The organism is Streptomyces sp. NPDC051561 (genome assembly GCF_044454195.1).
Lineage (GTDB): Bacteria > Actinomycetota > Actinomycetes > Streptomycetales > Streptomycetaceae > Streptomyces.
In genome coordinates this window covers 162,685-188,261 of the sequence record NZ_JBITDM010000008.1, presented here as the reverse complement: position 1 = coordinate 188,261, position 25,577 = coordinate 162,685, and the positions used below count along the sequence as shown (strand labels likewise).

At 71.4% G+C, this 25,577-nt stretch carries 17 protein-coding genes; 10 read left to right on the top strand and 7 right to left on the bottom strand.

The features are described 5' to 3' along the window. The first annotated feature begins 7 nt into the window (after window positions 1-7). From ACIA73_RS20210 to ACIA73_RS20190, 5 genes are all read left to right on the top strand, one after another. Complete coding sequence (locus tag ACIA73_RS20210) at window positions 8-982, top strand: ABC transporter substrate-binding protein (protein WP_399439971.1); 975 nt, start codon at window positions 8-10, stop codon at window positions 980-982. 122 nt (window positions 983-1,104) lie between these two features. Further along, on the top strand, window positions 1,105-3,567 hold the full coding sequence (locus ACIA73_RS20205; protein WP_399439970.1) for an FAD-dependent oxidoreductase: 2,463 nt from the start codon (window positions 1,105-1,107) through the stop codon (window positions 3,565-3,567). Window positions 3,568-3,606: 39 nt separating this feature from the next. Further along, the gene (locus tag ACIA73_RS20200; protein WP_399439969.1) at window positions 3,607-4,839 is read left to right on the top strand and encodes a sarcosine oxidase subunit beta family protein; all 1,233 of its coding nucleotides are present in this window, start codon (window positions 3,607-3,609) and stop codon (window positions 4,837-4,839) included. Window positions 4,840-4,852: 13 nt separating this feature from the next. Beyond that, complete coding sequence (locus ACIA73_RS20195) at window positions 4,853-8,005, top strand: sarcosine oxidase subunit delta family protein (RefSeq protein ID WP_399439968.1); 3,153 nt, start codon at window positions 4,853-4,855, stop codon at window positions 8,003-8,005. Next, window positions 7,998-8,564, top strand: a complete 567-nt coding sequence (locus tag ACIA73_RS20190) for a sarcosine oxidase subunit gamma (RefSeq protein ID WP_399439967.1) — start codon at window positions 7,998-8,000, stop codon at window positions 8,562-8,564. Before ACIA73_RS20195 ends, ACIA73_RS20190 begins: the two co-directional genes overlap by 8 nt. Here the strand turns inward: ACIA73_RS20190 and ACIA73_RS20185 are convergent. The 4 genes from ACIA73_RS20185 to ACIA73_RS20170 form a co-directional block, all read right to left on the bottom strand. After that, on the bottom strand, window positions 8,519-10,210 hold the full coding sequence (locus ACIA73_RS20185; RefSeq protein WP_399439966.1) for a purine-cytosine permease family protein: 1,692 nt from the start codon (window positions 10,208-10,210) through the stop codon (window positions 8,519-8,521). The genes ACIA73_RS20190 and ACIA73_RS20185 overlap by 46 nt on opposite strands. Window positions 10,211-10,616: 406 nt before the next feature. Beyond that, window positions 10,617-12,158: an ABC transporter substrate-binding protein gene (locus ACIA73_RS20180; RefSeq protein ID WP_399439965.1), complete on the bottom strand. Its 1,542-nt coding sequence runs from the start codon at window positions 12,156-12,158 to the stop codon at window positions 10,617-10,619. A 90-nt stretch (window positions 12,159-12,248) separates the two neighbouring features. Beyond that, window positions 12,249-14,315 carry a hypothetical protein gene (locus tag ACIA73_RS20175; protein ID WP_399439964.1) on the bottom strand — a complete coding sequence of 689 codons (2,067 nt, stop codon included), beginning with the start codon at window positions 14,313-14,315 and terminating at the stop codon, window positions 12,249-12,251. Between the two features lie 99 nt (window positions 14,316-14,414). Next, window positions 14,415-15,461, bottom strand: coding sequence for an MBL fold metallo-hydrolase (locus tag ACIA73_RS20170; RefSeq protein ID WP_399439963.1), 1,047 nt, complete (start codon window positions 15,459-15,461; stop codon window positions 14,415-14,417). A 319-nt stretch (window positions 15,462-15,780) separates the two neighbouring features. Here ACIA73_RS20170 and ACIA73_RS20165 point away from each other — a divergent pair, with 319 nt between their 5' ends. Further along, window positions 15,781-17,574 (top strand): sensor histidine kinase, encoded by a 1,794-nt coding sequence (locus ACIA73_RS20165; protein ID WP_399439962.1) that lies wholly within the window; start codon window positions 15,781-15,783, stop codon window positions 17,572-17,574. Then, window positions 17,571-18,209 carry a LuxR C-terminal-related transcriptional regulator gene (locus tag ACIA73_RS20160; protein ID WP_399440121.1) on the top strand — a complete coding sequence of 213 codons (639 nt, stop codon included), beginning with the start codon at window positions 17,571-17,573 and terminating at the stop codon, window positions 18,207-18,209. The genes ACIA73_RS20165 and ACIA73_RS20160 overlap by 4 nt, the downstream gene beginning before the upstream one ends. 246 nt (window positions 18,210-18,455) lie before the next feature. Here ACIA73_RS20160 and ACIA73_RS20155 read toward each other — a convergent pair whose 3' ends face one another. The 3 genes from ACIA73_RS20155 to ACIA73_RS20145 form a co-directional block, all read right to left on the bottom strand. After that, window positions 18,456-18,881 carry a pyridoxamine 5'-phosphate oxidase family protein gene (locus ACIA73_RS20155; protein ID WP_399439961.1) on the bottom strand — a complete coding sequence of 142 codons (426 nt, stop codon included), beginning with the start codon at window positions 18,879-18,881 and terminating at the stop codon, window positions 18,456-18,458. A gap of 118 nt (window positions 18,882-18,999) precedes the next feature. Then, a complete protein-coding gene (locus tag ACIA73_RS20150; RefSeq protein WP_399439960.1) occupies window positions 19,000-20,898 on the bottom strand; it encodes an NAD-binding lipoprotein in 1,899 nt (632 codons plus the stop codon). Window positions 20,899-21,153: 255 nt separating this feature from the next. Next, entirely contained in the window at window positions 21,154-22,824 is a 1,671-nt protein-coding gene (locus ACIA73_RS20145; RefSeq protein WP_399439958.1) for an IclR family transcriptional regulator C-terminal domain-containing protein, read from the bottom strand. Window positions 22,825-22,960: 136 nt separating this feature from the next. Here ACIA73_RS20145 and ACIA73_RS20140 point away from each other — a divergent pair, with 136 nt between their 5' ends. From ACIA73_RS20140 to ACIA73_RS20130, 3 genes are read left to right on the top strand one after another with little or no spacing between them, the layout of a single operon-like run. Continuing rightward, window positions 22,961-23,743, top strand: coding sequence for a CoA transferase subunit A (locus ACIA73_RS20140; RefSeq protein ID WP_399439957.1), 783 nt, complete (start codon window positions 22,961-22,963; stop codon window positions 23,741-23,743). Then, entirely contained in the window at window positions 23,743-24,390 is a 648-nt protein-coding gene (locus tag ACIA73_RS20135; protein ID WP_399439956.1) for a 3-oxoacid CoA-transferase subunit B, read from the top strand. The genes ACIA73_RS20140 and ACIA73_RS20135 overlap by 1 nt, the downstream gene beginning before the upstream one ends. Continuing rightward, complete coding sequence (locus ACIA73_RS20130; protein ID WP_399439955.1) at window positions 24,387-25,574, top strand: thiolase family protein; 1,188 nt, start codon at window positions 24,387-24,389, stop codon at window positions 25,572-25,574. The genes ACIA73_RS20135 and ACIA73_RS20130 overlap by 4 nt, the downstream gene beginning before the upstream one ends. The last annotated feature ends 3 nt before the right edge of the window (window positions 25,575-25,577 follow it).

Below are 25,577 nucleotides of genomic sequence, written 5' to 3'. Positions count from 1 at the left end.
ACTGACCATGGCAACACAAGCACTGCGGTGGAGGGCCGGCGCGATCGGCCTGGCCGTTCTCTCGCTGACCCTCACCGCCTGCGGCGGCGCGAAGATCGAGGACGCCGGTTCCTCCGGCGGCTCCGCCGGCCCGGGCAAGTGCGGAACCTTCAACATCGCCATCAACCCCTGGGTGGGTTACGAGGCCAACGCGGCGGTCGTCGGCCATGTCGCCCAGTACGAACTCGGCTGCAAGGTCGTAAAGAAGAACCTCAAGGAAGAGATCGCCTGGCAGGGCTTCGGCACCGGCGAGGTCGACGTGGTGATGGAGAACTGGGGACACGACGACCTGAAGAAGAAGTACATCACCGACCAGAAGACCGGCGTCATCGCGGGGACCACCGGCAACAAAGGGGCGATCGGCTGGTACGTCCCGCCGTGGCTCGCCAAGGAGCACCCGGACATCACCGACTGGAAGAACCTCAACAAGTACGCGTCGAAGTTCAAGACCTCCGAGTCGGGCGGCAAGGGCCAGATCCTCGACGGCGACCCGTCGTTCGTCACCAACGACGAGGCGCTGGTGAAGAACCTCAGGCTGGACTACAAGGTGGTGTACGCGGGCAGCGAGGCCGCACTCATCCAGGCCTTCCGCAAGGCGGAGAAGAACAAGGAATGGGTGATCGGCTACTTCTACGACCCGCAGTGGTTCCTCTCCGAGGTGCCCCTGGTCAAGGTCAACCTGCCTCCGTACAAGGCGGGTTGTGACACGGACGCGGCGAAGGTGACCTGCGACTACCCGGCGTACGACCTCGACAAGATCGCCGCCGCGAAATTCGCCAAGTCGGGCAGCCCGGCGTACGACCTGGTGAAGAAGTTCAACTGGACCAACGAGGACCAGAACATCGTGGCCAAGTACATCGCCGTGGACAAGATGACGCCCGAGGCGGCGGCGAAGAAGTGGGTCGAGGCCAACGCCGCCAAGGTGGACGCCTGGATCAAGTAGCGCGCCGGGTGGCGCAGTGGGTGCGTGTGTGAGCTGCGCAACCCCCTGGCTCGCAAGCGGGCCGCGTCACCCGGCCGGCCCGCAAGGGAAAGACCGGAGAGCATCGAGTCGGAGGTGCGGTGATGGCGGGACCCCGAGTGGTCATCATCGGAGCGGGCGTGGTGGGAGCCGCGCTCGCCGACGAGATCTCCGCGCGCGGCTGGACCGAAGTGACCGTGGTCGACCAGGGCCCGCTGCCCGCCACCGGGGGGTCGTCGTCGCACGCCCCGGGCCTGGTCTTCCAGGCCAACCCCGCCAAGACGATGGCGGAGCTGGCCCGCTTCACCGTCGAGAAGTTCCGCTCCCTCGACGTCGACGGGCAGCCCTGCTTCCTCCAGGTCGGCGGACTGGAGATCGCCACCACCCCCGAACGCCTCACCGAACTCCACCGCCGCCACGGCTGGGTGACCTCCTGGGGCATCGAAGCCCGCCTGCTCGGCGCCCAGGAGTGCCTCGACCAGCACCCGCTGCTCAACCCCGACCGGGTCCTCGGCGGCCTCTTCGTCCCCGCCGACGGCCTCGCCAGGTCCGTACTCGCCGTCGAGGCCCAGATCCGCCGGGCCACCACACGCGGAGTCCGCTTCCTCGCCCGCCACGAAGTCCTCGACGTCCACCAGCACCAGGGACGGGTGACCGGTGTCCGCACCGACCGGGGTGAGATCCCCGCCGACGTCGTCGTGTGCTGCGCCGGCATCTGGGGCCCGAAGATCGCCCGCATGGTGGGCCTGAACCTCCCGCTCACCCCGCTCGCCCACCAACTGGCCAGGACAGGGCCCCTGCCCGCCCTCGCCGGACAGACCGAGGAGGCCGTCCGCCCGATCCTGCGCCACCAGGACGCCGACCTCTACTACCGCGACCGCTACGACTGCCTCACCATCGGCTCCTACGGACACCGCCCGATGCCGGTCTCCGCCGACGACATCCGCCCGACGCCCGTCACCGACGACATCCGGCCGACGGGCAACGCCGCCATGCCCTCGGTACTCGAATTCACCGAGGACGACTTCGCGGGCGCCTGGCGGGAAACCCGCAGCCTGCTCCCCGCCACCCGCGAGACCAAGATCGAGGAAGGCATCAACGGCCTCTTCTCCTTCACCACCGACGGCCTGCCCCTGCTCGGCGAATCCCCCGACGTCAAGGGCTTCTGGGTCGCCGAGGCCGTCTGGGTCACCCACTCCGCCGGAGTCGGCCGGGCCCTCGCCGAATGGCTGGTCGACGGCCACTGCTCCACCTTCGACCTGCACGCATGCGACCTCAACCGCTTCGAACCGCACCAGCTCGCCCCCGACTACGTGCTGGCCCGCAGCTCCCGCAACTTCGTCGAGGTCTACGACATCCTGCACCCCCTCCAGCCACCGGGGGACCCCCGCCCGATCCGCACCAGCCCCTTCCACCCCCGTCAGCAGGAACTCGGAGCGCACTTCCTGGAGGCCAACGGCTGGGAACGCCCGCAGTGGTACGAATCCAACTCGGGCCTCCTCAAGGGCCGGTCGATCCCCACCCCCAACGACTGGGCCGCCCGCCACTGGTCCCCGATCGTCGGCGCCGAGGCCCAGGTCACCCGCGAACGGGTCGCCCTCTACGACATGACCGCCCTCAAACGCCTCGAAGTCGCGGGCCCCGGTGCCGCCACCTTCCTGGAGTACCTGTGCACCGGCAAGGTCGACAAGTCGGTCGGCTCGGTGACGTACACCCTGCTCCTCGGCACCGACGGCGGGATCCGCAGCGACGTCACCGTCGCCCGGCTCGCCGCCGACCGCTTCCAGATCGGCGTCAACGGCAACCTCGACCATCACTGGCTCACCCGCCACCTGCCCGCCGACGGCACCGTCCAAGTCCGCGACCTCACCCCCGGCACCTGCTGCATCGGCCTCTGGGGGCCACTCGCCCGCGACGTCCTGCAACCCCTCACCCGCACCGACTTCTCGGCGAACGGCCTGAAGTACTTCCGGGCCAAGCAGGCGTACATCGGGTCCGTACCGGTCACCGCGATGCGGCTCAGTTACGTCGGCGAACTGGGCTGGGAGCTCTACACCACCGCCGACCTGGGCCTCAAGCTGTGGGACACCCTTTGGCAGGCGGCCGGGCCGCTGGGCGGGATCGCGGCGGGCCGGGGCGCCTTCAACAGCCTCCGTCTGGAGAAGGGATACCGGGCCTTCGGCACCGACATGACGTACGAGCACGACCCCTACGAGGCCGGGCTCGCCTTCGCCGTCCGCCCCGACAAGGACTTCCTGGGCAAACCCGCGCTGCTGCGCCGGGCCACCGACGTACGACGCAGGCTTACCTGCCTCACCATGGACGACCCGCGGGCCGTGCTCATGGGCCAGGAACCGGTGTACGACCGTGAGGACCGGGCCGTCGGCTACGTCACCAGCGCCGCGTACGGCTACACGGTGGGCAGGCCGATCGCCTATGCCTGGCTTCCGGCGGAGCTGGCAGTGCCCCGTACGCCGGTGCACATCGGGTACTTCGCGGACCGCTTCGAGGCGGTCGTCACCGAGGAGCCCCTGTTCGACCCGAGCATGTCCCGCCTTCGTGGCTAGCGTCCTTCTCCCCATGGTCCCAGCAGCCGGAGTCGCCCGATGAGTCCGCACACCCCCGGCGCCGAGCTTCCCGAGCACCCCGACCGGCTCTGGCGCGACCCCGACCCCGCGCGGTCGTACGACGTCGTGATCGTCGGCGGCGGTGGGCACGGCCTGGCCACCGCCCACTACCTGGCGAAGAACCACGGGATCACCGATGTCGCCGTGCTGGAGAAGGGGTGGCTGGCGGGCGGGAACATGGCCCGCAACACCACCATCATCCGTTCCAACTACCTCCTGGACGAGAGCACGGGCCTCTACGAGCACGCGCTGAAGCTGTGGGAGGGGCTGGAGGAGGACCTCGGCTATCCGCTGCTCTTCTCCCAGCGCGGGGTGCTGAACCTCGCGCACACCCTTCAGGACGTCCGCGACGGGGTCCGCCGCGTCGAGGCGAACCGGCTGGGCGGGGTGGACGCGCAGTGGCTCGACGAGCAGCAGGTCAAGGAGGTCTGTCCGATCGTCGACATCTCACCTGAGGTGCGGTATCCGGTACTGGGCGGGACCTATCAGCCGCGCGCGGGCACCGCCAAGCACGACCACGTGGCGTGGGGACTGGCGCGGGCCGCCGACGCGGCCGGGGTCGATCTCATCCAGCACTGCGAGGTCACCGGCCTCGACGTGTCCGGCGGCCGGGTCACCGGGGTGCGGACCACGCGCGGACCGATCGCGGCGGGGAAGGTGGCGCTGTGCTCGGCCGGGCACACCTCGGTCCTGGCGGGCATGGCCGGATTCGCCCTTCCTCTGCAGAGCCACCCCTTGCAGGCGCTCGTCTCGGAACTCCTGGAGCCCGTGCACCCGACCGTGGTCATGTCCAACGCGGTCCATGTGTACGTCAGCCAGGCGCACAAGGGGGAGTTGGTGATGGGGGCGGGCATCGACGCGTACAACGCGTACACCCAGCGCGGCGCGTTCCACATCATCGAGGAGCAGATGGCGGCGGCCGTGGAGCTCTTCCCGGTCTTCGCGCGGGCGCATGTGCTGCGGACCTGGGGCGGCATCGTCGACGTCACGCCGGACGCGTCGCCGATCGTCGGGCTGTCCCCGGTGGAGAACCTCTATCTCAACTGCGGGTGGGGGACAGGCGGGTTCAAGGCGACCCCGGGGGCCGGCTGGGTGTACGCCCACACGATCGCCCAGGACGCCCCGCACCCGCTCAATGCCCCCTTCTCGCTCGACCGGTTCACCACCGGCGCGCTCGTGGACGAGCACGGCGCCGCCGCGGTGGCCCACTAGGGAGTGTGGACGCGTGCTGCTGATCGCCTGCCCGTGGTGCGGGCCCCGCGACGAGGCCGAGTTCCGCTACGGCGGGCAGGCCCATGTGCCCCATCCCGGGGAGCCGGAGGCGCTGGATGACCAGGAGTGGGCGCGGTACCTCTTCTTCCGGGACAACCCGAGGGGGCCGTTCGCGGAACGCTGGGCGCACCGGGCGGGGTGCCGGCGCTGGTTCAACGTGGTGCGGGACACGGCGACGAACGAGGTGCTGGCGGTCTACCGGGTGGGGGAGGAGCGGCCCCGCCTCCCGGGCGGGGCGCCAAAAGCGGGGCGGCGGTCCGCCCAGCCCTTCCGCCTGCCCGCCGGAGGCCGCCCCCGAAGGGACGAGCCCCTGACCTTCACCTTCGACGGTACGGAGTATCAGGGCCTGCGCGGTGACACCCTCGCCTCCGCCCTCCTCGCCAACGGCGTCATCCGGGCCGCTACCAGCATCGGACTCGGCCGCCCCCGGGGCATCTTCTCGGCCGGCGTCGAGGAACCCAACGCCCTCGTACAGATCGAGCAGCCCTTCCCCGAACCCATGCTCCCCGCGACCACCATCGAGCTGTACGACGGCCTGGTCGCCCGGAGTCTCTCCGGCCGGGGCCGCCTGGCCACCACCCCAGACCCGGCCCGCTACGACACCGTCCACGCGCACTGCGACCTCCTCGTCATCGGCGCGGGCCCGGCCGGTCTCGCCGCAGCGGTCACCGCCGCCCGCAGCGGCGCACGCGTCGTACTCGCCGACGAACAGCCCGAGCCGGGCGGCAGCCTCCTCGGCACGGGGGAGATCGCCCACTGGGTGGCAGCGGCCCGCGCACACCTCGAATCCGCCCCCGAAACCAGGGTCCTGTCCCGCACCACCGTCTTCGGCCACTACGACGACAACCACCTCCTCGCCGTCGAACGCCGCACCCACCACCTCGGCGCCGCCGCCCCGCACCGGATCTCCCGGGAGCGCGTCTGGCGCATCCGCGCCCGCCACGTCGTACTGGCCACCGGCGCCCACGAACGCTCGCTCGCCTTCCCGGACAACGACCGCCCCGGCGTGATGACGGCCACCTCGGCACGCACCTACGTCAACCGGTACGGCGTCCTGCCCGGCCACCGCCCCGTCCTCTTCACCACCAACGACAGCGCGTACGCCGCCGCACTGGACCTGGCCGGGGCAGGTGCGGAGGTGGCGGCGATCGTCGACACCCGCCCCGAGGCGGGGGAGTGGGCCCGGCGGGCCCGCGCGGCCGGCATCGAGGTGCTGGCCGGGCACGCGGTCGTCGGCACCTCGGGAGGTGAGCGGATCAGCTCCGTATCCCTCGCCCCGTTCGGCGATGCGACCCCCACCCGTGAACTCCCCGCCGACCTCCTGCTCGTCTCCGGCGGCTGGAACCCGGTCGCCCACCTCTTCAGCCAGGCAGGCGGCAGCCTCCGGTACGACCCGGCTCTCGGCGCGTTCCTCCCCGCCCCGGACACCTGCCGCCAGTCCATCGAGGTCGCGGGCAGCGCGAACGGCGTCCTCGACCTGGCCGGAACCCTCGCCCAGGGCGCCGCCGCCGGTGCCCGCGCCGTCGAGGCGGAGGGCCACCGCGTCGGGGCGGAGGACCACTCCGCCCAGGCACCGCGCCTCCCCGACGTCATCCCGGACCCACCACCCACACCGTCCATGCCCCTCTTCCTCGTCCCCGGCCCCACCACCGCCCCCCGCTTCGTCGACCTCCAACGGGACGTCACCGTCGACGACCTGGCCCGCGCCACCGGCGCCGGACTGACCTCCGTCGAACACACCAAGCGCTACACCACCGCGGGCACCGCCGCCGACCAGGGCAAGACCTCAGGCGTCCTCGCCAGTGGCGTCGTCGCCGCACTCCTCGGAGTGGAGATCTCCGCACTCGGCACCACCACCCACCGCCCGCCGTACACCCCCGTCTCCTTCGCCGCCCTCGCCGGCCGCAACCGGGGCGCCCTCCACGACCCGGTCCGGGTGACCGCCCTGCACGAGGCGCACGTCTCCCTCGGCGCCGTCTTCGAGAACGTCGGCCAGTGGAAGCGCCCCCGCCACTACCCCCGGACCGGCGAGGACATGGAAGCCGCCGTACTCCGCGAATGCACGGCCGCCCGCCGCTCCGTCGCCGTCATGGACGCCTCCACCCTCGGCAAGATCGACGTACAGGGCCCGGACGCCGCCGCCTTCCTCGACCTGCTCTACACCAACCTGATCAGCTCCCTGAAGCCCGGCCGGATCCGCTACGGCGTGATGTGCCGCCCGGACGGCATGGTCTTCGACGACGGCACCGTGCTGCGTCTTGCCCCGGACCGCTTCCTGCTCACCACCACGACCGGCAACGCGGACGCCGTCCTCGACTGGATGGAGGAATGGCTCCAGACGGAGTGGCCCGCACTGCGCGTCCACTGCACCTGTGTCACCGAGCAGTGGGCCACCGTCGCCCTGGCCGGGCCGCGCTCCCGCGACGTACTGGCCGCGCTGTCTCCGAGGCTGGCGGCCGACAACGACAGCTTCCCGTTCATGGCTTACCGGGAATCCACCGTCGCGGGCATCGACGCCCGCATCTGCCGGATCAGCTTCTCCGGCGAACTCGCCTACGAGATCAATGTGTCGCCCCGGCGGGCCCTCGCCCTGTGGGAGGCGCTGGGCGAGGCCGGAGCCCCGTACGGCATCACCCCGTACGGCACCGAGACCATGCACGTGCTGCGCGCCGAGAAGGGCTACCCGATCATCGGCCAGGACACCGACGGCACCGTCACCCCGCACGACCTCGGTATGAGCTGGGCGGTCTCAGGGAAGAAGCCCGACTTCCTCGGCAAGCGCTCCTTCACCCGCGCCGACACCGCCCGCCCCGACCGCAGACACCTGGTCGCCGTGCTGCCCGACGACGCCACCACCCTCCTCCCCGAGGGCACCCAACTGGTGGCCGACAGCCCGCTCCCCGCCCCGCCCGTCCCGATGCTCGGCCATGTCACCTCCAGTTACCGCAGCGCCGCCCTCGGCCGGACCTTCGCCCTCGCCCTGGTCAGCAGCGGCCGCGACAGGATCGGTGAGCGGTTGTACGCCCCGGTGGCCGGACACCTGGTCCCGGTGACCGTCGCGAGCCCCGTCCTGTACGACCCCGAAGGAGCCCGCCGAGATGGCTGACCCCGCACTCCTGGCCGCCGCGACCCGGTCCTCCGGCGGGGCGCTCCGGCTCGCCGCACTCCGCTTCCCGGCGCAGATCGACGTACGACTCGCAGCCGGGAGCGCGGCAGCGGACGCGATCACGCTCGCCCTCGGACTCCCCTTGCCCGTGGAGCCCAACACCACCACGGCAACAGGGAGGTTGACAGCCTTGTGGCTCGGTCCCGACGAGTGGCTGGTGGTGGGGCCCCCGGACACCGAGCAGGACCTGGAGAGCCGGATCCGGGCGGCGGTGGCCGGCGGTGACGACCCCCTCTCGGTCACCGACGTCTCCGCCCAGCGCGCCGCGCTCCTCGTCTCCGGTCCCCGCGCCCGCGACCTGCTCGCCCACGGCTGCCCACTGGACCTGCACCCGCGTGCCTTCGCCCCCGGCCATTGCGCCCGAACGACGCTGGCTCGCGCACACATCGTCCTGGTGGCCCGGGCCCGGCCGAGAGCCGGATTCTGGCTCCTGGTCCGCTCGTCCTACGCCCGCTACGTGACGGACTGGCTGCTCGACGCGGCGACGGAGTACGTCTGAGCAGGCAGTACGTGGACACCCTCGCGGTCCGTCGATAGACAGAGCGAGCAGATCACCCCGCCCCGCGCACTCGCCAGCACGTCCGGCCGCTCGAAGGACTCCGCACAGACACCGCAGTCGTAGGCCGCGGCGCTCGGGTTGCCGTCCGCGTCGAGCAGTGGCTCCGCGATGCCGTCGTCCGTGCGGCGCAGGTAGTAGCGGCCCTTGGTGAGGACGGCCACGGCAGGGGTGAGGAGTACGGCGACGACCACCGCGACCAGCGGCGAGTACGGCTGGACCGCCTCGCCGAACAGGCCGAAGTACACGGCGATCGACAGGAGCGAGGAGGCGAGGAAGGAGACCAGACCGACCGGGTTGACCGCGTACAGCATCCCGCGCCGGAACTCCGGCTGCTTCGGGGAGAGCTTGAGCAGGTACTTGTTGACCCCGATGTCGGTGGCGACGGTGACGACCCACGCCATCGCGCAGTTCGAGTAGAAGCTCAGCACGTTGTTGAGGAAGGCGAACATGTTCGCCTCCATCAGGACGAGCGAGATGCCCAGGTTGACCAGGACGAAGACGATGCGGCCCGGGTAGTGCTTGGTGACCCGGGTGTAGGAGTTGGTCCAGGCGAGCGAGCCGGAGTACGAGTTGGTGACGTTGATCTTGACCTGGCTGAGGACGACCAGCAGGAGGGCGAGCGGGACGACCAGCCAGCCGGGCATCAACTGCTTGAAGGCGGCGGTGAACTGCTCGATCGGCTCGACGGCGGCGGCGACGCCGACCGCGTCCACGATGTACACGGCGAGGAAGACACCGATCGCCTGCTTCAGTGCGCCGAAGACCACCCAGCCGGGCCCGGCGAGCATGGTCGCCGTCCACCAGGAGCGCTTGTTGGCCTCGGTCTTGGGCGGCATGAAGCGCAGATAGTCGATCTGTTCACCGATCTGGCCCATCAGGGAGAGACAGACACCGGCGCCCAGCATCACGGCCGCCGTCGAGATACCGCCGGTGGCCTTGCCCTCGTACGCGAGGAAGCGGCCGACCGAGTCGGGGTCGGCCACCACGACGTACACCAGCGGCGCGACGATCAGCACGATCCACAGTGGGTTCGTCCAGGACTGGAGCTTGGTGAGGGCCTTCATCCCGTAGATGACCAGCGGGATGATGATGAAGGTGGAGAGGGCGTAGCCCGCCCACAGGGGCATCCCCAGCGCGAACTTGAGGCCCTGCGCCATGATGGCGCCCTCGGTGGCGAAGAAGATGAAGGTGAAGCTGGCGAAGATGACGCTGGTGATCACCGAGCCGTAGTAGCCGAAGCCGGAGCCCCGGGTGATCAGGTCCAGGTCGAGGTTGTAGCGGGCCGCGTAGTAGGCGAGCGGGATGCCCGAGACGAAGATGACGGCGGCGGCCACCAGGATCGACAGCAGGGCGTTGCCGGTGCCGTGGGTCATGCCGATGCCGGCCCCGATGGAGAAGTCGGCCATGTAGGCGATGCCACCGAGGGCGGAGGCGCCGACCACGGCGGGGGTCCAGCGGCGGTAGCTGCGCGGGGCGAACCGGAGGGTGTAGTCCTCCAGGGTCTCGCGCGCCGCGGGGCGGGCGGCGGACGGTGTGGGGGGTGGGTCCTGCCGGCTGTCGACGGCGGGCGACTGATCGACCGTCACGGGGTGCCTCCTGGGGACGCGGGGGACGGGGTACGGGTGGGGACCCGTGGGCCGTGACGGTAGGCGGCGGGTGTTTCGGCTCCCGGTCCCGTGCGTAACACACGTATTTCGGCGCGCCGTTGCCGCCCGCGGGGCGGTCAGGCTGCCGACCGCCCCGTATACATGCGCGCCCCACCAGGGGGACCACCTGCCGGGGGCGCGGTGAACTCCGCGAACAGCAGCCCACCCGCGTCCGCGCCTACCGGTGCCCGCGCCCACCCGCGTCCGCGCCTACCGGTGCCCGCACACGCTCGCGCCGGCGCTCCCTGGGCCCGTGCTCCCTGCGCCTGCGCCTGCGCCTGCGCCTGCCCACGCCCGCGCCCACCCTGCGCCCGCGCCCACCCGCGCCCACCCGCGCCCGTCCCGCCTAGCCGCTGATGTCCCCCTCCGTGAGTGGTTTCCCGCCCTGTGCCGATACCGCCAGCGTCGAGACCTTCCCGTTGGCGCCGATCTCGATGATCGGCACCGCCTTGCGTTCCGGGGACCCGTCGCTGCCCAGTGAGATCAGCCCACTCGCCCCCGGCACACTCTCGGGGCCGTGCAGCGAGCGCCAGATCTGGATGACCTCGGAGCCGGACACCGCCCCGTTGTTGTTCTCGGAGTTCTCGGCGACCAGCCGGATCCCGGCGACCGCCGTCAGTACCGCGTCGTGGCCCATGATGGCCTGCCCGTCGTCCAGCGCCTCCTCCTTGAACAGCTCCCGGAACCGGCCCTGCGGGCCGAACGACGGCTTGGCCGCCCCCTGGTACGCGTCCGGCAGCTTGTCCCAGCTCTCCGGGTGCGCCAGGCCCGTGTAGACGAGCCGTACGTTCCCGTCCCGCAGGGTGTCCTTGATGTCCTGGAACCCGGCCGCCTGCGCCGTCTGCGAGGCGTCGTCACCGGAGATGACCAGCACCTGGCGGTCCTTCACGCACGGGCGGTCCTTCAGCGGGGCCAGGAAGCGCGGCAGGTCGATGCCCCGGCCCGCGAAGTAGACGACGTCCGGCTTGGCCGCACAGATCGTCGACATCCGGGTCTTGAAGGCGGTCGCCACCCCGGCCTGCGAGGAGTCGTACTTCTCCGTCTTCCCGGCCAGCCGCCCCGGCGGCAGCGCGGCGAGGAAGGTGTCGCCCAGCGTCCTGGTGTAGTCGTCGTCCGCCCGCTCGTCCTGCACCACCAGGACCCGCTTCCTCACGTTCTCCTTCTGCTTCAGGAACGCGGCGGCGGCCGACGCCTCGTCCGAGTTGACCGGCGCGACCCGCACGAGCCCCGGCACCTTGGCAAGCGTGTCGGCGGTCAACACCGAACCCACAGCGGCCAGTTGGAGGCCACCCTGGGCGGGGGCGGCGGTGATCCGCCGTATCACCGACTCGGTCGCCCGGGTGCTGGTGCCGAGACCGGCGACCGCGACGATACGTTCCTCGGCGGTGCGCCGCCGGATCTGCTCCAGGGTGGTGTCGGCCTGCGCCTTGCCGTTGCCCAGGTGCGCGAGCAGCAGCTTGATCTTCGGGGCGTCGCCGTACTTGTTGGTGCGGTTGACCTCCATCTGCGCGGTGTACGCGCCCTGGATCTCGTGCCGCACCGAGTCCGGGGTGTTGGTGTCCTTGGCGTCCGGCACCATGGACATCAGATAGACGACGCCGACGTGGCTCGCGCCGCCCTTCTTCGCCGACTCCTTGTCCACCTCGGCGTTCTCCGCGCGGATCCGCTCGAAGAGCGGGCCCAGGTTTTTCTCGTCGAAGTGGTACGAGCCGTCGGTGACGCCCACACACACGTCCTCGACCCGTTCCACCCCGGTCGCGCAGGAGGTGTCCACCGGCGGATCCGAACGCAGCAGCAGCACCAGGGAGCCCGCCACCAGCAGACACGCCAGCACGAGGGAGATGACGTTGCCCGGCCAGCGCCGCCACCACGGTGGCAGGTCCCTCACCCAGCCGGGTTCCCGGTTTCTGCGCAGCCACGCCATCGGTGATCCTCTCTCGGCCCAAATCCGTTACGTCGTAAGGCGGGTGACGACCACTCAGTCGGTGTAGCGCTCGGCCTCGTCCAGCAGGGTGTCCGCGTCGGCGTCGGCCACCATCGCCAGCTGACGCAGCTTCGCGCTGATCTTGTGGTTGAGCTCGGGGTGGCCCAGCGGCAGCCGGTTGCGCGGATCGCCCGCCAGCCACAGGGCCGCGCACAGCTCGGCCAGCGGCCTGCCCAGGCGTTCGTCGGCGTACGCGTCCGGGGCCAGTTCGCGGGCGAGTTCGGTGGCCCGCCGCTGCGGTGGCTCGTCCGAGAGCCACGCCGCGTACATGGGAGCCGCCGTCACGTGGTAGAGCTCGCGCAGCCACGGCACCAGGTCCCTGGCGGAGACGCCGGTGCTGAAGTGGTCGACGATCAGGGGGAGTTCTCCCTTGGCGAGCCGGTGGTAGAGGGCGTCCAGCGGCTGGTGGTGGCGTGCGTGCCAGGAGGCGAGCACCTCGTGCAGCCGCCGCCACCGCTCCAGGGTGCCGCCCGTCGGGTCCGTGAGCCGGTCGAGGAGCAGCAGGCGCAGCCAGGGGTGCAGTACCGGCTGGGTGTCGAAGGTGGTGTCCACCGCGTTCTCGCCCCGGCCGCCGGCTCCCGGCCCCGGCAGCAGATAGCCGGACGGGCCGCGCCCGCCCCGGGTGTGCGCGTCCTCCGGAACCCGCCGCGACAGCCACAGCCGCTCGCGCAGCTCCCGCATCAGGGTGTCCCGGGCATGCTCCGGCTGGTCGTTCAACAGCCCCGCGTTCACCGCCGACTTGGGAGTGCGGGCCGCCGCCACCAGGAGCGCCGCCCCCTGCTGGTCCTCGGTGAATCCGGCGAGCAGCCGACCTCGTACGACATCGGACAACGGCACGCCCAGCCCCTGCGGGCGCACCGACAGCAGCCCCCGCAGATCGCTCTCGGCCGGGCCGTCCCGGTGCGGTGTCGCCAGCACCTCGTGCAGGGTGCGCACGCTCCACGGGTGTCCGTAGGTCAGCCGGTGTATCAGCGGAGTGGTGGCGGGCAGCACCCACGGCTCCGGGCGCCCGGTCCCCGCCGCACGCTCCTTCTCGTGCCGGGTGGCCTCCAGGGTGACCTCGACCTCGTCCAGGTCGCGCAGCCGCACCGGGCACCACCAGTGCGGCGGGGCCGCTTCGGGGCGCGGATGCCACGACGCGTACGACAGCGACTCGGGCAGGCGGATGTGCGGGTCGTCCGGGCTGCCGTCACTGGGGCCCGGTACGGCGCGGGTGGTGGCGGCCGTGGCGACGATCAGTAGCGGGTCGTAAACCCCCGAGCGGGCCTTCTCCGCGCGTAGCGAGCAGAGGAGTTCCAGGAAGTGGGTGACGTGCGGGCGGTCGATGTTGTCCAGCAGGGCAAGGCAGTTGTAGAGCCTGCCCCGGCCGCTGAAGGAGGCGGTGAGGTCGTCCAGGAAGACCTCGCACAGGCCTCGGTCGACCAGCGCCGCATCGGCCGGGACGCCGGTGCGGTGGCGCTGGTTGAGATCTATGAGCGCGTCGATGCCCGCCTGGGTGCTGCCCTGCCCGTACGACACCAGCGCACGGTTGAGCGCGGTGGCCACCGGGAGATGGGTGAAGCCGCGCACCAGCAGCCCGGCCGCCAGTTCCAGGTTCGGCACCGGGGACAGGCCCAGGTTGTCGAGCACCCCGCCCGCCGCCTCGGCGGCCTCGATCGCGGCACTGCTGCGGGCGCTGCTGAGGGCGGACTTGAGCCTCTTGCGGGCGGCCTCCCGGTTGTCCAGCGGCAGATCGCTCAGACTGAGGGCGAGCAGCCCCAGCATCAGCCGGGGAAAGCGCGGTGGGCGCACCCGGGAGTGCTTGCGGGCCAGCAGGAACGCCAGGTGCACGGCCATCTCGTACGGTCGCTGCACGGGCAGCGGCGCATGGTCGATCCGGGCCGTGATGCCGCCCGCGGTCTCGTGCGAGAAGTGTTCCAGGGCGTACGTCTTGCCGCTGCCGGGCCGCCCCAGCAGGACGATCACGGGCAGCGGTCGTGAGGTGCCGCGCCGCCAGCACTCCCGTACGAAGGCGGCGATCTCCGCCTGGCCGGCGGGCGGTGTGCTGGAGCCCTGGGGCATCCGGTCTCCCTGTGGCAGGAGTGATCGCGGATGCAGCATCGTTTCACGAACTCGCCGGTACGGCATAGGGAATTGACCGGTTGGGCACGGGCCGGGCGGTTACGCGCGTACCGCGAAGTGGCGCACCCCCGCCACATCCACCCCCTCGATCACACCCGTCTCGGCGAGCACCTCCAAGTGCGCGTCGATCTCCAGGATCGCCAGCATCCTGTGCTGGTCGGGGAGTTGGTCGAGACGGCGGAGCCTGCGCGTCCAGGGGAGGGCGGCGGCGACGGCGTGGGCGGTGGTGGCGCCCGCGCGGACCTCGCGGGCCACCGCGTCCAGACGTTCGTCGTGATGGGCGAGGAGCTGGTCGACCCGGGTGTGCACGCCGAGGGTCACCCTGCCGTGCGCGGGCAGCAGCAGGGCGTCCGGCAACTCCCTCACCAGACGCAGGGACTGCAGATAGGAGCGCAGCGGTGACTTCTCCGGTACGCACTCGAAGCCGATCGAGGGGGTGATGTGCGGCAGCACGTGGTCCCCGGCGAACAGCAGACCGGCCGCCGGATCCCCGAACACCACATGGCCACGGGTGTGCCCCGGGGTGGCGAGCGTCGTCAGCCTGCGCCCGGCGAGCGCGACCTGCTCCCCGTCGTCCAGCCAGGCATCCGGCGGACCGACCGGCATCGCCCAGTCCTCGGGCCGCACCGGGAGCGCGTCGATCCGGCCCGCCAGCTCCGGCGCGCCGCAGGCCCGCAGCTGGTCCGCCTGGTGGGGGAACGGGCCGTTCGTCAGGTCGAAGCCGTCGATGGAGTACTTCTCGCCGCGCCCGATGCGCACCCGGGCACCCAGCGACTCCCGCAGGGCGAGCGCCTGGGTGTAGTGGTCCCAGTGGGCGTGGGTCACCAGGATCTGGGAGAGGTCGGCGAGGGCGTACCCGAGGGAGCGCAGCGCCTCGCTCAGCACCTTCTGCGTCTCGGGGCCGGCCCAGCCCGAGTCGATCAGGACCGGGCCCTCGGCGTCCTCGACCAGATAGGCGTTGACGGCGTGCAGCGCAGGGTCGGGAAGGGGGAGCGGGATCCGGTGGACGCCGTCGCTCACGCGGTGGGCGCCGGGTTCGGTCCAGTCGTCGGGCTGGGCCGGGAGGGTCGGCAGGTGGTTCAGCACGACGCACACCCCGTTTCTTCCATGGTGCGTACAGGGACTTTCGAGCGTAGTGAAGAGAAGCCGAAGTGGGGGAATTACGCGACGCGTTGAGCATCACACCGCGCGGGGGTGGACGCGGGAGGTGGACCCAAGAGCTGTGCTCACTACTGAGGCGCCGGCGCCCGTGGTCCGGCGGGGGCCTGTTCTTCCTCGGGGGCCCGTGCGCGGCAGCGCCGTTCCCGGGGCACGGGGTACCGCCCCTCAAAGATGCATTGGGCATCTATCGGGGCCGCTCCCGCGACCGATCGGCCCACCACCCGGATGGCCTACCGTGTGGGCCGTGAACAGGCAGCACCCCCCGAAGAGCACGCACCCCCCGAAGAGCACGCACCCCCCGAGGACCACCCTCCCCCTGCGGATGGCCGCGGCCGCCCTGGCCACGGCGCTGACCGCCGCCGTCGGCAGCTGGGCCTATCTGCGCGCGGGCGGCACCGCCCTCGACGTGACACGTGACCTCGCCGTCGGCCTCGCCTACGTCGGTGGCGGTCTGGTCGCCTGGTGGCACCGGCCCGCCAACCGCACGGGCCCGCTGATGGTCGCCGAGGGAATCACCTGGTTCCTCGGCAACCTCCAGGGCACCGGGGTGCCCGCCCTGTTCGCCCTGGGGGCCTGGTGGGAAGCGCTCAACATGGCCGTCCTCGTCCACCTGGTGCTCTCCTTCCCCGACGGCCGGCTCACCTCGCGGATCGCCCGCCGCCTCACTCGGTTCTCGTACGGCCTCGTCGCGCTCGGCGGTCTGCTGCGCGCGCTGACGTACGACCCGGCGGTGGTCGCCGTCGAAGCGACGTACCTCTCCTGCACCGACTGCGGCCCCAACCTCCTGCACATCCCCGCCCTCACCGACCTCTTCACCCCCGTCGACACGGTCTACCGCTCGCTCGGCTGGGTGCTCTCGGTGGTCCTGGTCGTGGCGATCGTCCGCCGCTGGCAGCAGTCGTCCGTGGCCCGCCGCCGCGCCCTGCTGCCCGCCTGGATCGCCATCGCGATCGCCTCCGCGTTCCTGCTGTGGGACCTGCTGCTCCTGCTGTTGCCCACGCCCCCGGCGGGCCCCCTCCAGGAAGCCGTCTTCCTGCTCTCCGACCTGGCCCAGGTCGCTGTGCCCGTCGCCTTCCTGATCGGCCTGCTGCGGATGCGGCTGCAACGCGCCGAGGTCGGTGACCTGGTCATCGACCTGGGCACCGACCCCGACCAGGACCGGCTGCGCGAGGTGCTCGGGCGGGTGCTTGGCGATCCCGGACTGCGGCTGGGGCTGTGGCAGGAGGGGAAGGGCGCGTACGTCGACGGGGCCGGCGAGATCGTACGCGGTGAAGGCCCCGGACGTACCCGCGTCGACTCCTCCCGGGGCACCCCGCTCGCCCTGCTGCACCACGACCCCGCACTGGACGAGGACCCCGAACTCCTCGAAGCGGTCGGCGCCGCCCTGCGCCTCGCCCTGGAGAACCTGTCGCTGCGCACCCAGGCAAAGGAGGTCACCTCACGCATCGTGCGCGCCGCCGACGCCGAACGCGGGCGTCTGGAACGCGACCTGCACGACGGCGCACAAGCCCGCCTGGTCTTCGCCCTGATGGCACTGCGCCGCGTCGACAAGGGCCTGGCCGGACACCCTGACCCCTCCCTGCGGCACTCCGTCGCCGAGGTGGAGGAGAGCCTGAAACTCGCCCTCGAAGAGCTGCGCGGCATCGCCCACGGCATCCACCCCGCCGTCCTCACCCGCGAAGGCCTCGGCCCCGCCCTCACCGCCCTTGCCCAGCAGGCCGCGCTGCCTGTCGTGGTCGCCGCCGATCCCCGGCGCTACGACCCGGTGGTGGAGTCCACCGCCTACTTCACCGTCTGCGAGGCCCTCGCCAACGCGGCCAAGCACGCCCGGGCCCGGGCCGTCAGCGTCTCGGCCCGACAGCTCGGGGACCGCCTCGTCGTGGAGACCGTCGACGACGGCATCGGCGGCGCCGACACCGCCCGGGGCAGCGGACTGCGGGGCCTGGCGGACCGGCTGGCCGCCGTGGACGGGATACTGCACGTGGACTCTCCCGCAGGTGGCGGGACCAGAATCAGGGCGGAACTGCCGTGCGGGTGATAGTGGCCGAGGACTCGGCGCTGCTGAGACAGGGTGTCGTACGACTCCTCACCGACGCCGGAATCGAGGTCCCCGCGCAACTCGGCGACGCACAGCGGCTCCCCGAACTGGTTGCCGAACACCGCCCCGACGCGGTCCTGCTCGACATCCGGATGCCGCCCACCCACACCGACGAGGGCCTGCTGGCCGCGGCCAGGATCCGCGCCGAGCACCCCGGCACCGGCGTCCTGCTGCTCTCCCAGTACGTCGAGACGACGGACACCGTACGGGCGCTGGCCGAGGACCCGCGCGGCTTCGGCTATCTGCTCAAGGAACGGGTCGCCGACATCGACGAACTCGCCGGGGCACTCAAGCGGGTCGCCGCCGGGGAGAGCGTCCTGGACCCCGAGGTGGTGTCCCGACTGCTCGCCACCCCGCGCGCGCCGGGCCCGCTGGACGAACTCACCGCCCGCGAACGCGAGGTGCTCGGCCTGATGGCCCAGGGCAGGAGCAATGACGCGATCGCGAGCGGTCTGGTCATCGGTGCGAAGACGGTCGAGACGCACGTCCGCAACATCTTCGCCAAACTGGCGCTGGAGACGGACCTGCAGGACCACCGCAGAGTGAGGGCCGTACTCACTTATCTGCGGGCCTGAAGAGGCCCGGCACAAAAAAGGCGGCAAACCGTTCCGGGACGACGTCTCCCCCGAGATCCCCCGTACTTCCCCCGTCGTCGTCCCCGGAACGGTGCCGGTGAGAACACCATAGGCAGGCCGCGGGCGCAGGACATCAGGGTCAGCCCTGAGATCCGGAATCTTTGCGTCCTGCTGGATCACCGTGTCCTGATCACCGTGTCCTGATCGCTGCGTCCTGATCACCGTGTCCGGATCGCGGCGTCCGGATCAGACCGTGCCGAGGTCCGCGCTCACCCACCGTTGCGGTCGCATCCGGAACAGCGTCGGCGCCCCCTCCTGCTTCCATGAGAAGTCGACGTAGTCCGCCAGTTTCTCGGCCGGGAGGTAGCGGGCCGACATCTCGGTCAGCTGCTCGTAGCTGCACGGCTCCTCGCTCACCACCGGGCCCTCCACGGACACGTAACGCACCGTCGGCTCCATCCGGTCGGCCATCATGGTGAACCGGCCGGCCGCCCGGATCAGCTCCGCCTTGCGGGAGTCGGGGGCGGTCACGATCCACACCTCGCCACCGGGCGTGTACGCGTACCAGATCGGCACGCTGAGCGGTGCCCGGCCGGGTCCTGCGTCCACCGCCAGTGCTCCGATGTGCGGTTCGGCCAGAAAGGCTTCGCGTGCCTCGCGGGAGAGTGCCACAGGTGCTCCTTCTTCGTCGGCCTTCGTCGGTATGCGTCGGCGCTGATCGGTCGTGCGGTCGGTGCGATGTGTGTGCACGGACCAACACCCTTTGCGTGCACAGGAATTCCCGTCCCGGTCAGTCCGGCGCCAGCACGATGATCCGGTCGCCCTCCACGAACCGCAGGCGCTCCTTCTTGTCCGGATTGACGTGGACGCCGAACCTCGGGGCGACGGCCGCCTCGGCCTGCCTGCGGTAGCCGATCGCCGAGTGGCCACGGCGGCGGGCCGATTCCACCACCGTGTAGAAGTCGATGTCGCGGCCGGGCATCACGTAGTCCCGGGCCGGCTTGAGACAGATCTCGCTGCCCTCGGGCCGGAACAGGTCCTCGAAGAGAGCCGCCAGATGGCGGTTCTCCGAGACCTGGGTCATCAGCTGGCTGATCAGAGTGTCGCTGACGATGAAGTCGTCGCTCTCGCTGATCGGCGCCAGTGCCCGGTTGCGGTCGTCGGCCAGCTCCGCGACCACAGGCAGCTCCCGGCGCAACCCGCGCCCGATGTCACGCAGTTGGAGCAGGGTGACCAGGGTGCGGTTGTCGGCGCGCAGCCCGGCGGTGCCGTCCGGGTCGTCGCTGAGCACGATCACGCGGTCGTACCGGGAGACGTCCAGGCTCCGCAGCAGGGCGGGCTCCGTGACGTCGCCGACGTGGAACGCCGGAGTGAGGGCGCCGCGTTCCCGGGGCACGGCGGTGACCGTGTCGGCCAGGGCCGGCTCCCGGGCGACCACATCCAGGGTCGAGCCGGGGGAGACGCACCGGTCGAGCCGGCTGATCACCATCCGGGCCCGCCGGTTCCAGCCCAGCATCAGGGTCCGCTCGGGCGGCTGCTGCTGCTGTTGCTGTGGCGCCGGGGTGATCACGGCGGCCTCGTCGATGCTCCAGGCGCAGTCGGAAAGGATCACCGTGTCGTCGTCCCAGGAGATCGCGACGATCTGGTCGTCCTCGTCGATCATCGTCTCGGACGCCGGGTTGAGCGCGAGGGTGCCGTCCGCCCGGCGCAGGCCGATCACCGCGGAGGTGTCGTACAGGAACATCGCCTCGCCGTAGGTGCGGCCGATAAGTTTGGGTTCGGTCACCATGTAGAACTCGTTGGCCTGGTACGTCAGCAGGTCCATGTAGACCACCGAGAGTCCGGGCTGGCGGCAGGTCTGCACGATCAGCCGGGACGCGATGTCGTCCACGCTCAGCACACATGCCCCGTCGCCGGCCGCCAACCGGGCCGCCTCCTGGTTCCGGCCGTCCTCCACGGCCGCGAGGATGACATGCGGTTTGTCCTGCATCCCCGGGCTCCTGGTGACCGCGAGCAGCGTCTTGATGAGGTCCGCGTCACCGTCCTCGCCGCCCGGCGTCAGCACGATCACCGAGCGCGCGCCCCCCGGGTTGACCCGCCCGATGTCGGCGGGGTCGACCGGACTTCCGGTACGGCAGATCACTCGGGTGTTGCGGGTGTCCGGCACCCGGGCCCGGATCAGCTCCTCCATCTCGATCCTGTCCTTGGGAGCCAGCACCGCCACCGCCCCGCGCCGCTGGTTGGAATTGGCCTCCACCAGGTCCGCGATGATCGGGAAGACCTGCTCCGACCAGCCCAGCAGCACCGTGTGGTCCTCTTCGAGCACAGCTGACCGGCCGCGCCGCAGATCCATGATCTTGCGATTGACGCCGGCCGCGATCAGCCCGACCAGAGTGCTCGCGAAGACCAGCCCCACCAGCGCCAGCAGGATCGAGAGGCCCACGAACACCGGGGTGCCGACCGCGCCGCCCAGCTTGAACGCGACGCTCACGTTCTTCCAGATCTCCAGCACCTGGTTGTGCACGGTGGTCGGCCTCGCACTGTCCGCCCAGACCAGCAGGATGCTCACCGGGACGACGATCGCCAGACAGGTGACGGAGAGCCAGCCGATCAGGGCCGGGGTGCCGCGGGTCATGGTGTTGTCGAACCAGTAGCGGAGCCGGGGTCTGACGACAGAAGTGCGGGCCATGCCGCATCTCACCTCCGGAGACATGGGAATCACAGGAACAGGCGCGTACGGGTGCACGGGTACGTGCGGATCCGAACGGTCCGTACAGGTCCTTCCAGGTCGTACGGGAAGCAAGCGGCCGGGTTGTCTCCTGATCCTCCACCGGAAGCGCGCACGCCGCAGCCGCCCCGGGAGCGGTGCGCGCCCGTTCGGGTTCAGAGCCCGTGTCGTTCAGACACAGGCTCTCTTTCCCGGGCCCGCTCCGGGCACCGGCTCTCAGTAGGCCGCTGTACGGGTGAACCGCCCGGCAACCGCCAGGTCCTCCTCGATGCGTGCCGCCGTCGCCCGCAGCTCGGGCAGCACCACGGTCCGGCACTCCTCGGCGGTGCGCCGACTGCTGTGCATGGCGAGGTTGACGGCGGCCACCGCCCGCCCCGACAGATCCCGCACCGGCACCGCGACCGAGCGCAGTCCCTCCTCCAACTCCCCGTCCGTCATGGCGAACTGCTGCTCCGCCACGTCGTCGAGCAGGGCGGCCAGCCGCTCGGGCGAGGTCACCGTGTGGCGGGTCAGCGCTTGCGGGGCGGTGGCCGCCAGCCGCGCGGCGCGCGCGGCCCCGGGGAGGTCGGCGAGCAGCACACGGCCCATGGAGGTGGCGTACGCGGGGAAGCGGGTGCCGACCGTGATGTTGACGTTCATGATGCGGCTGGTGGCGATCCGCGCCGTGTACTGGATCTCCCCGTCGACCAGCACGGACAGCGACGTCGAGTCGTGCAGCCGCCGGGACAGGTCGGCCAGGTGCGGCTCGGCGATCTGCGGCAGTGTGCGGTGCGACAGCGGCGGGAAGCCGAGCCCGAGCACCCGGGGCGTCAGCCGGAACAGCCCGCCCGCCGACTCCACGTACCCCAGATGCCCGAAGGTGATCAGTGCCCGGCGCGCGGTCGCCCGCGCCAGACCGCACGCCCCGGAGACGCCGCTCAGCGTCAGCTCCGGCGCACCCGCGCCGAACGCGGTGAGCACGGTCAGCCCCCGGGCGAGCGACTCCACGAATCCGGCACCCAGCTCCTGCTTGGACGCCGTGGTCCAACGTGCCAGTTGCGAAGGCGACGTGGGCTCCACGTCCGGTGCCTCGCGCAGCTGACGCTCCATCACATCCACCGCCCCGCGCAGTTGGGGAAGCATCGCCCCGCGCAGCGACGCCGCGTCGTGCCGGCTGGTGTGGCTGACCACGCTCACCGCACACACCGTCCGCCCCGCCGCGTCCCGTACCGGAAGAGCCAGCGCGACCAGCCCCGGCTCGATCAACTGGTCGTCCAGCGCCCACCCCAGCCTCCCGGCCTCCCGGGTGCGGTCGGCGAAGTGCGCCTCGTCGGGGCCGGACTCCCTCGGCGGTACGGCGCCGAAGGCCAGCCCCTGCGGATCGGCGGCCCGGCGCTCCCGCCAGCGCGCCCACTCCTCGGTGTCCCAGCCGTCGGCGAACAGGGCCCCGGGGGCTGTCCGTTCGGCGGGCAGCAGATCGCCGATGCCGAAGCTCAGCGACATCGCCCGGCGGCGCGTCGACTGGTGGACGAAGCGGATGCCGTCCCGGTCGGGCACCGCCAGGGACACCGACTCGTCGAGGGTGTCCGCGAGGTGTTCGGCGTGCGGGCCGAGCAGTGCGGGGATACGGATCGCGGCGAGATAGGCGTTGCCGAGTTCCATCAGGCGAGGGGTGAGCACCGCGTCCCGCCCCTCCAGGCGGAGGTGGCCCATCCGGGCCAGGGTGCCGGTGATCCGGTCGACCGTGGAGCGGGCCAGGCCGGTGGACCGTACGAGATCACCGAGACTCGACCGCCCGTCGGCGGCGGTGAGCCGCAGCAGCACCTCGATCCCGCGCAGCAGCGGGCCGACGGCCTCCGGCGGCAGGTCGTCGTCGGCAGGGGCGAGGGGGTGGTTCGTGTCAGACATCGGCTCTCCGTGGTGGAACTCAGGGGCAACCGTAGCCGGGCATTGACACGCCGGACGGGTCGAAGCAGACTCATGCCGAGTCAAGTGTGAACTCTAGTTCACTGGGCGAACAGCCCGGGGTCAGGAATTCCTTCATATGGACAAGGTCAGGGCCACCGCCGCGGACGCGGTCGCCGACATCCCCTCCGGGGCCTCCCTCGCCGTCGGCGGCTTCGGGCTCAGCGGCGTGCCCAACGTGCTGATCCGGGCGCTGTACGACAGCGGGCCCGATCACCTCGCCGTGGTCTCCAACAACTGCGGTGTCGACGGCGGCGGCCTCGGCCTGCTCCTCGCGGCGGGCCGGATCGTCCGTGTCACCGGGTCCTACGTCGGCGAGAACAAGGAGTTCGCCCGCCAGTACCTGGGCGGCGAACTGGAGGTCGAACTGGTCCCGCAGGGCACCCTCGCGGAGCGGCTGCGCGCGGGCGGCGCCGGAATCCCCGCCTTCTTCACCCCGGCGGGCGTCGGCACCCAGGTCGCCGACGGCGGACTGCCCTGGCGCTACGGGCCCGACGGCAGCGTCGCACTGCCCTCCCCGGCCAAGGAGACCCGCGACTTCGACGGCCGGGAGTACGTCATGGAGCGGGGCATCACCACCGACTTCGCGCTGGTACGGGCCGCCAGGGGCGACCGGCACGGCAACCTCGTCTTCCACCGCTCGGCCCGCAACTTCAACCCCCTCGCCGCGACGGCCGGCCGGATCACCATCGCCGAGGTCGAGGAACTGGTCGAACCCGGCGCACTGGACCCGGACTCGGTGCACGTACCCGGCGTCTTCGTGCAGCGGGTCGTCGCACTGACCCCGCGGCAGGCCACCGACAAGTCGATCGAACGGCGCATGGTCTCCGCGCCCGCCACTCAAGGAACGGTGCGCGCCTGATGGCCCTGACCCGAGCAGAGATGGCCGCACGCGCCGCGGCGGAGCTCACCGACGGCAGCTATGTGAACCTCGGCATCGGCCTGCCCACACTGGTCCCCAGCTTCCTGCCCACCGACGTCGACGTCGTCCTGCACTCCGAGAACGGCCTCCTCGGCGTCGGCCCTTACCCCACCGAGGACCAGGTCGACCCCGACCTGATCAACGCCGGAAAGGAGACCGTCACGGTCCTGCCCGGCGCCTCCTTCTTCGACTCCGCCCTCTCCTTCGGCATGATCCGCGGCGGCCACATCGACACGGCGATCCTCGGCGCCATGCAGGTCTCGGCGGGCGGCGACCTCGCCAACTGGTCCATCCCCGGCAAAATGATCAAGGGCATGGGCGGCGCCATGGACCTGGTCCACGGCGCCCGCCGGGTCATCGTCCTCACCGAGCACACGGCCAAGGACGGCACCCCGAAGATCGTGGGGGAGTGCACCCTGCCGCTCACCGGCAAGGGCTGCGTGCACCGCATCATCACCGACCTGGGCGTCCTGGACGTCACCGACGCCGGGCTCGTCCTGGTCGAGACGGCGCCGGGTGTCAGTGCCGAAGAACTCATCGAGAAGACGGGGGCGCCGGTCGCCCTCGGGGAAGTGGTGGGGCGATGACCCCTCTCCGCGACGTGTACGTGGTCGATGCCGTGCGCACGCCGGTGGGCAAGTACGGGGGCGCCCTGTCGGGGGTACGTCCCGACGACCTGGCCGCCACGGTGCTGCGCCAACTCGTCGCCCGTACGCCCGACCTGGACCCGGCCCGCATCGACGACGTGTTCTTCGGCAACGCCAACGGCGCCGGCGAGGAGAACCGCGACGTCGCCCGGATGGCCGTCCTGCTCGCCGGACTCCCGGTGACCGTCCCCGGCGTCACCGTCAACCGGCTCTGCGGCTCCGGCATGGAGGCCGTCATCCAGGCCGCCCGCGCCATCGCCGTCGGCGACGCCTCCGTCGCGGTCGCGGGCGGCGTCGAGTCGATGAGCCGTGCCCCCTGGGTGCTGCCCAAGCCGGAACGCGCCTTCCCCGCCGGACACCAGCAGATGTACTCCACCACCCTCGGCTGGCGGATGACCAACCCGCGGATGCCCGAGGAGTGGACGGTCGCCCTGGGAGAGGGGGCCGAACTGGTCGCCGACCGCTACGGCATCGACCGCGAGGCACAGGACGCCTTCGCCCTGACGAGTCACCAAAAAGCGGCCGACGCCTGGGATGCGGGGCTGTACGACGGTGAAGTCGTCCCCGTCGAAGGCATCGACGTCGCTCGCGACGAATGCATCCGTGCCTCCTCGACCCTTGAGGCCCTCGCCAGGCTCAAGCCGGTCTTCCGCGAGGACGGCACCGTGACGGCGGGCAACTCCTCGCCGCTCAACGACGGCGCCGCGGCCCTCCTCCTCGTCGACGAGGACGGCCTGCGCGCCACCGGCCGCGAACCCCTCGCCCGGATCAGCGCCACCGCCGTCACCGGCATCGAACCGCAGTACTTCGGCGCCGGACCCGTCGAGGCCGTGCAACGCGCCCTGAAGAAGGCCGGCCGCGACCTCGGCGACCTGGGCGTCCTCGAACTCAACGAGGCCTTCGCCGCCCAGGCCCTGGCCTGCCTGTCCCAGTGGCCGGGTCTCGACCCCGCCGTGGTCAACCCGCGCGGCGGCGCCCTCGCCGTCGGCCACCCGCTGGGCGCCTCCGGGGCGCGCATCACCGGAGCCGTCGCCCACCAGCTCGCCGCCGCCGGATCCGGCACCGGACTCGCCACCCTGTGCATCGGAGTGGGCCAGGGCCTCGCACTCGTACTGGAGAGGTAGACC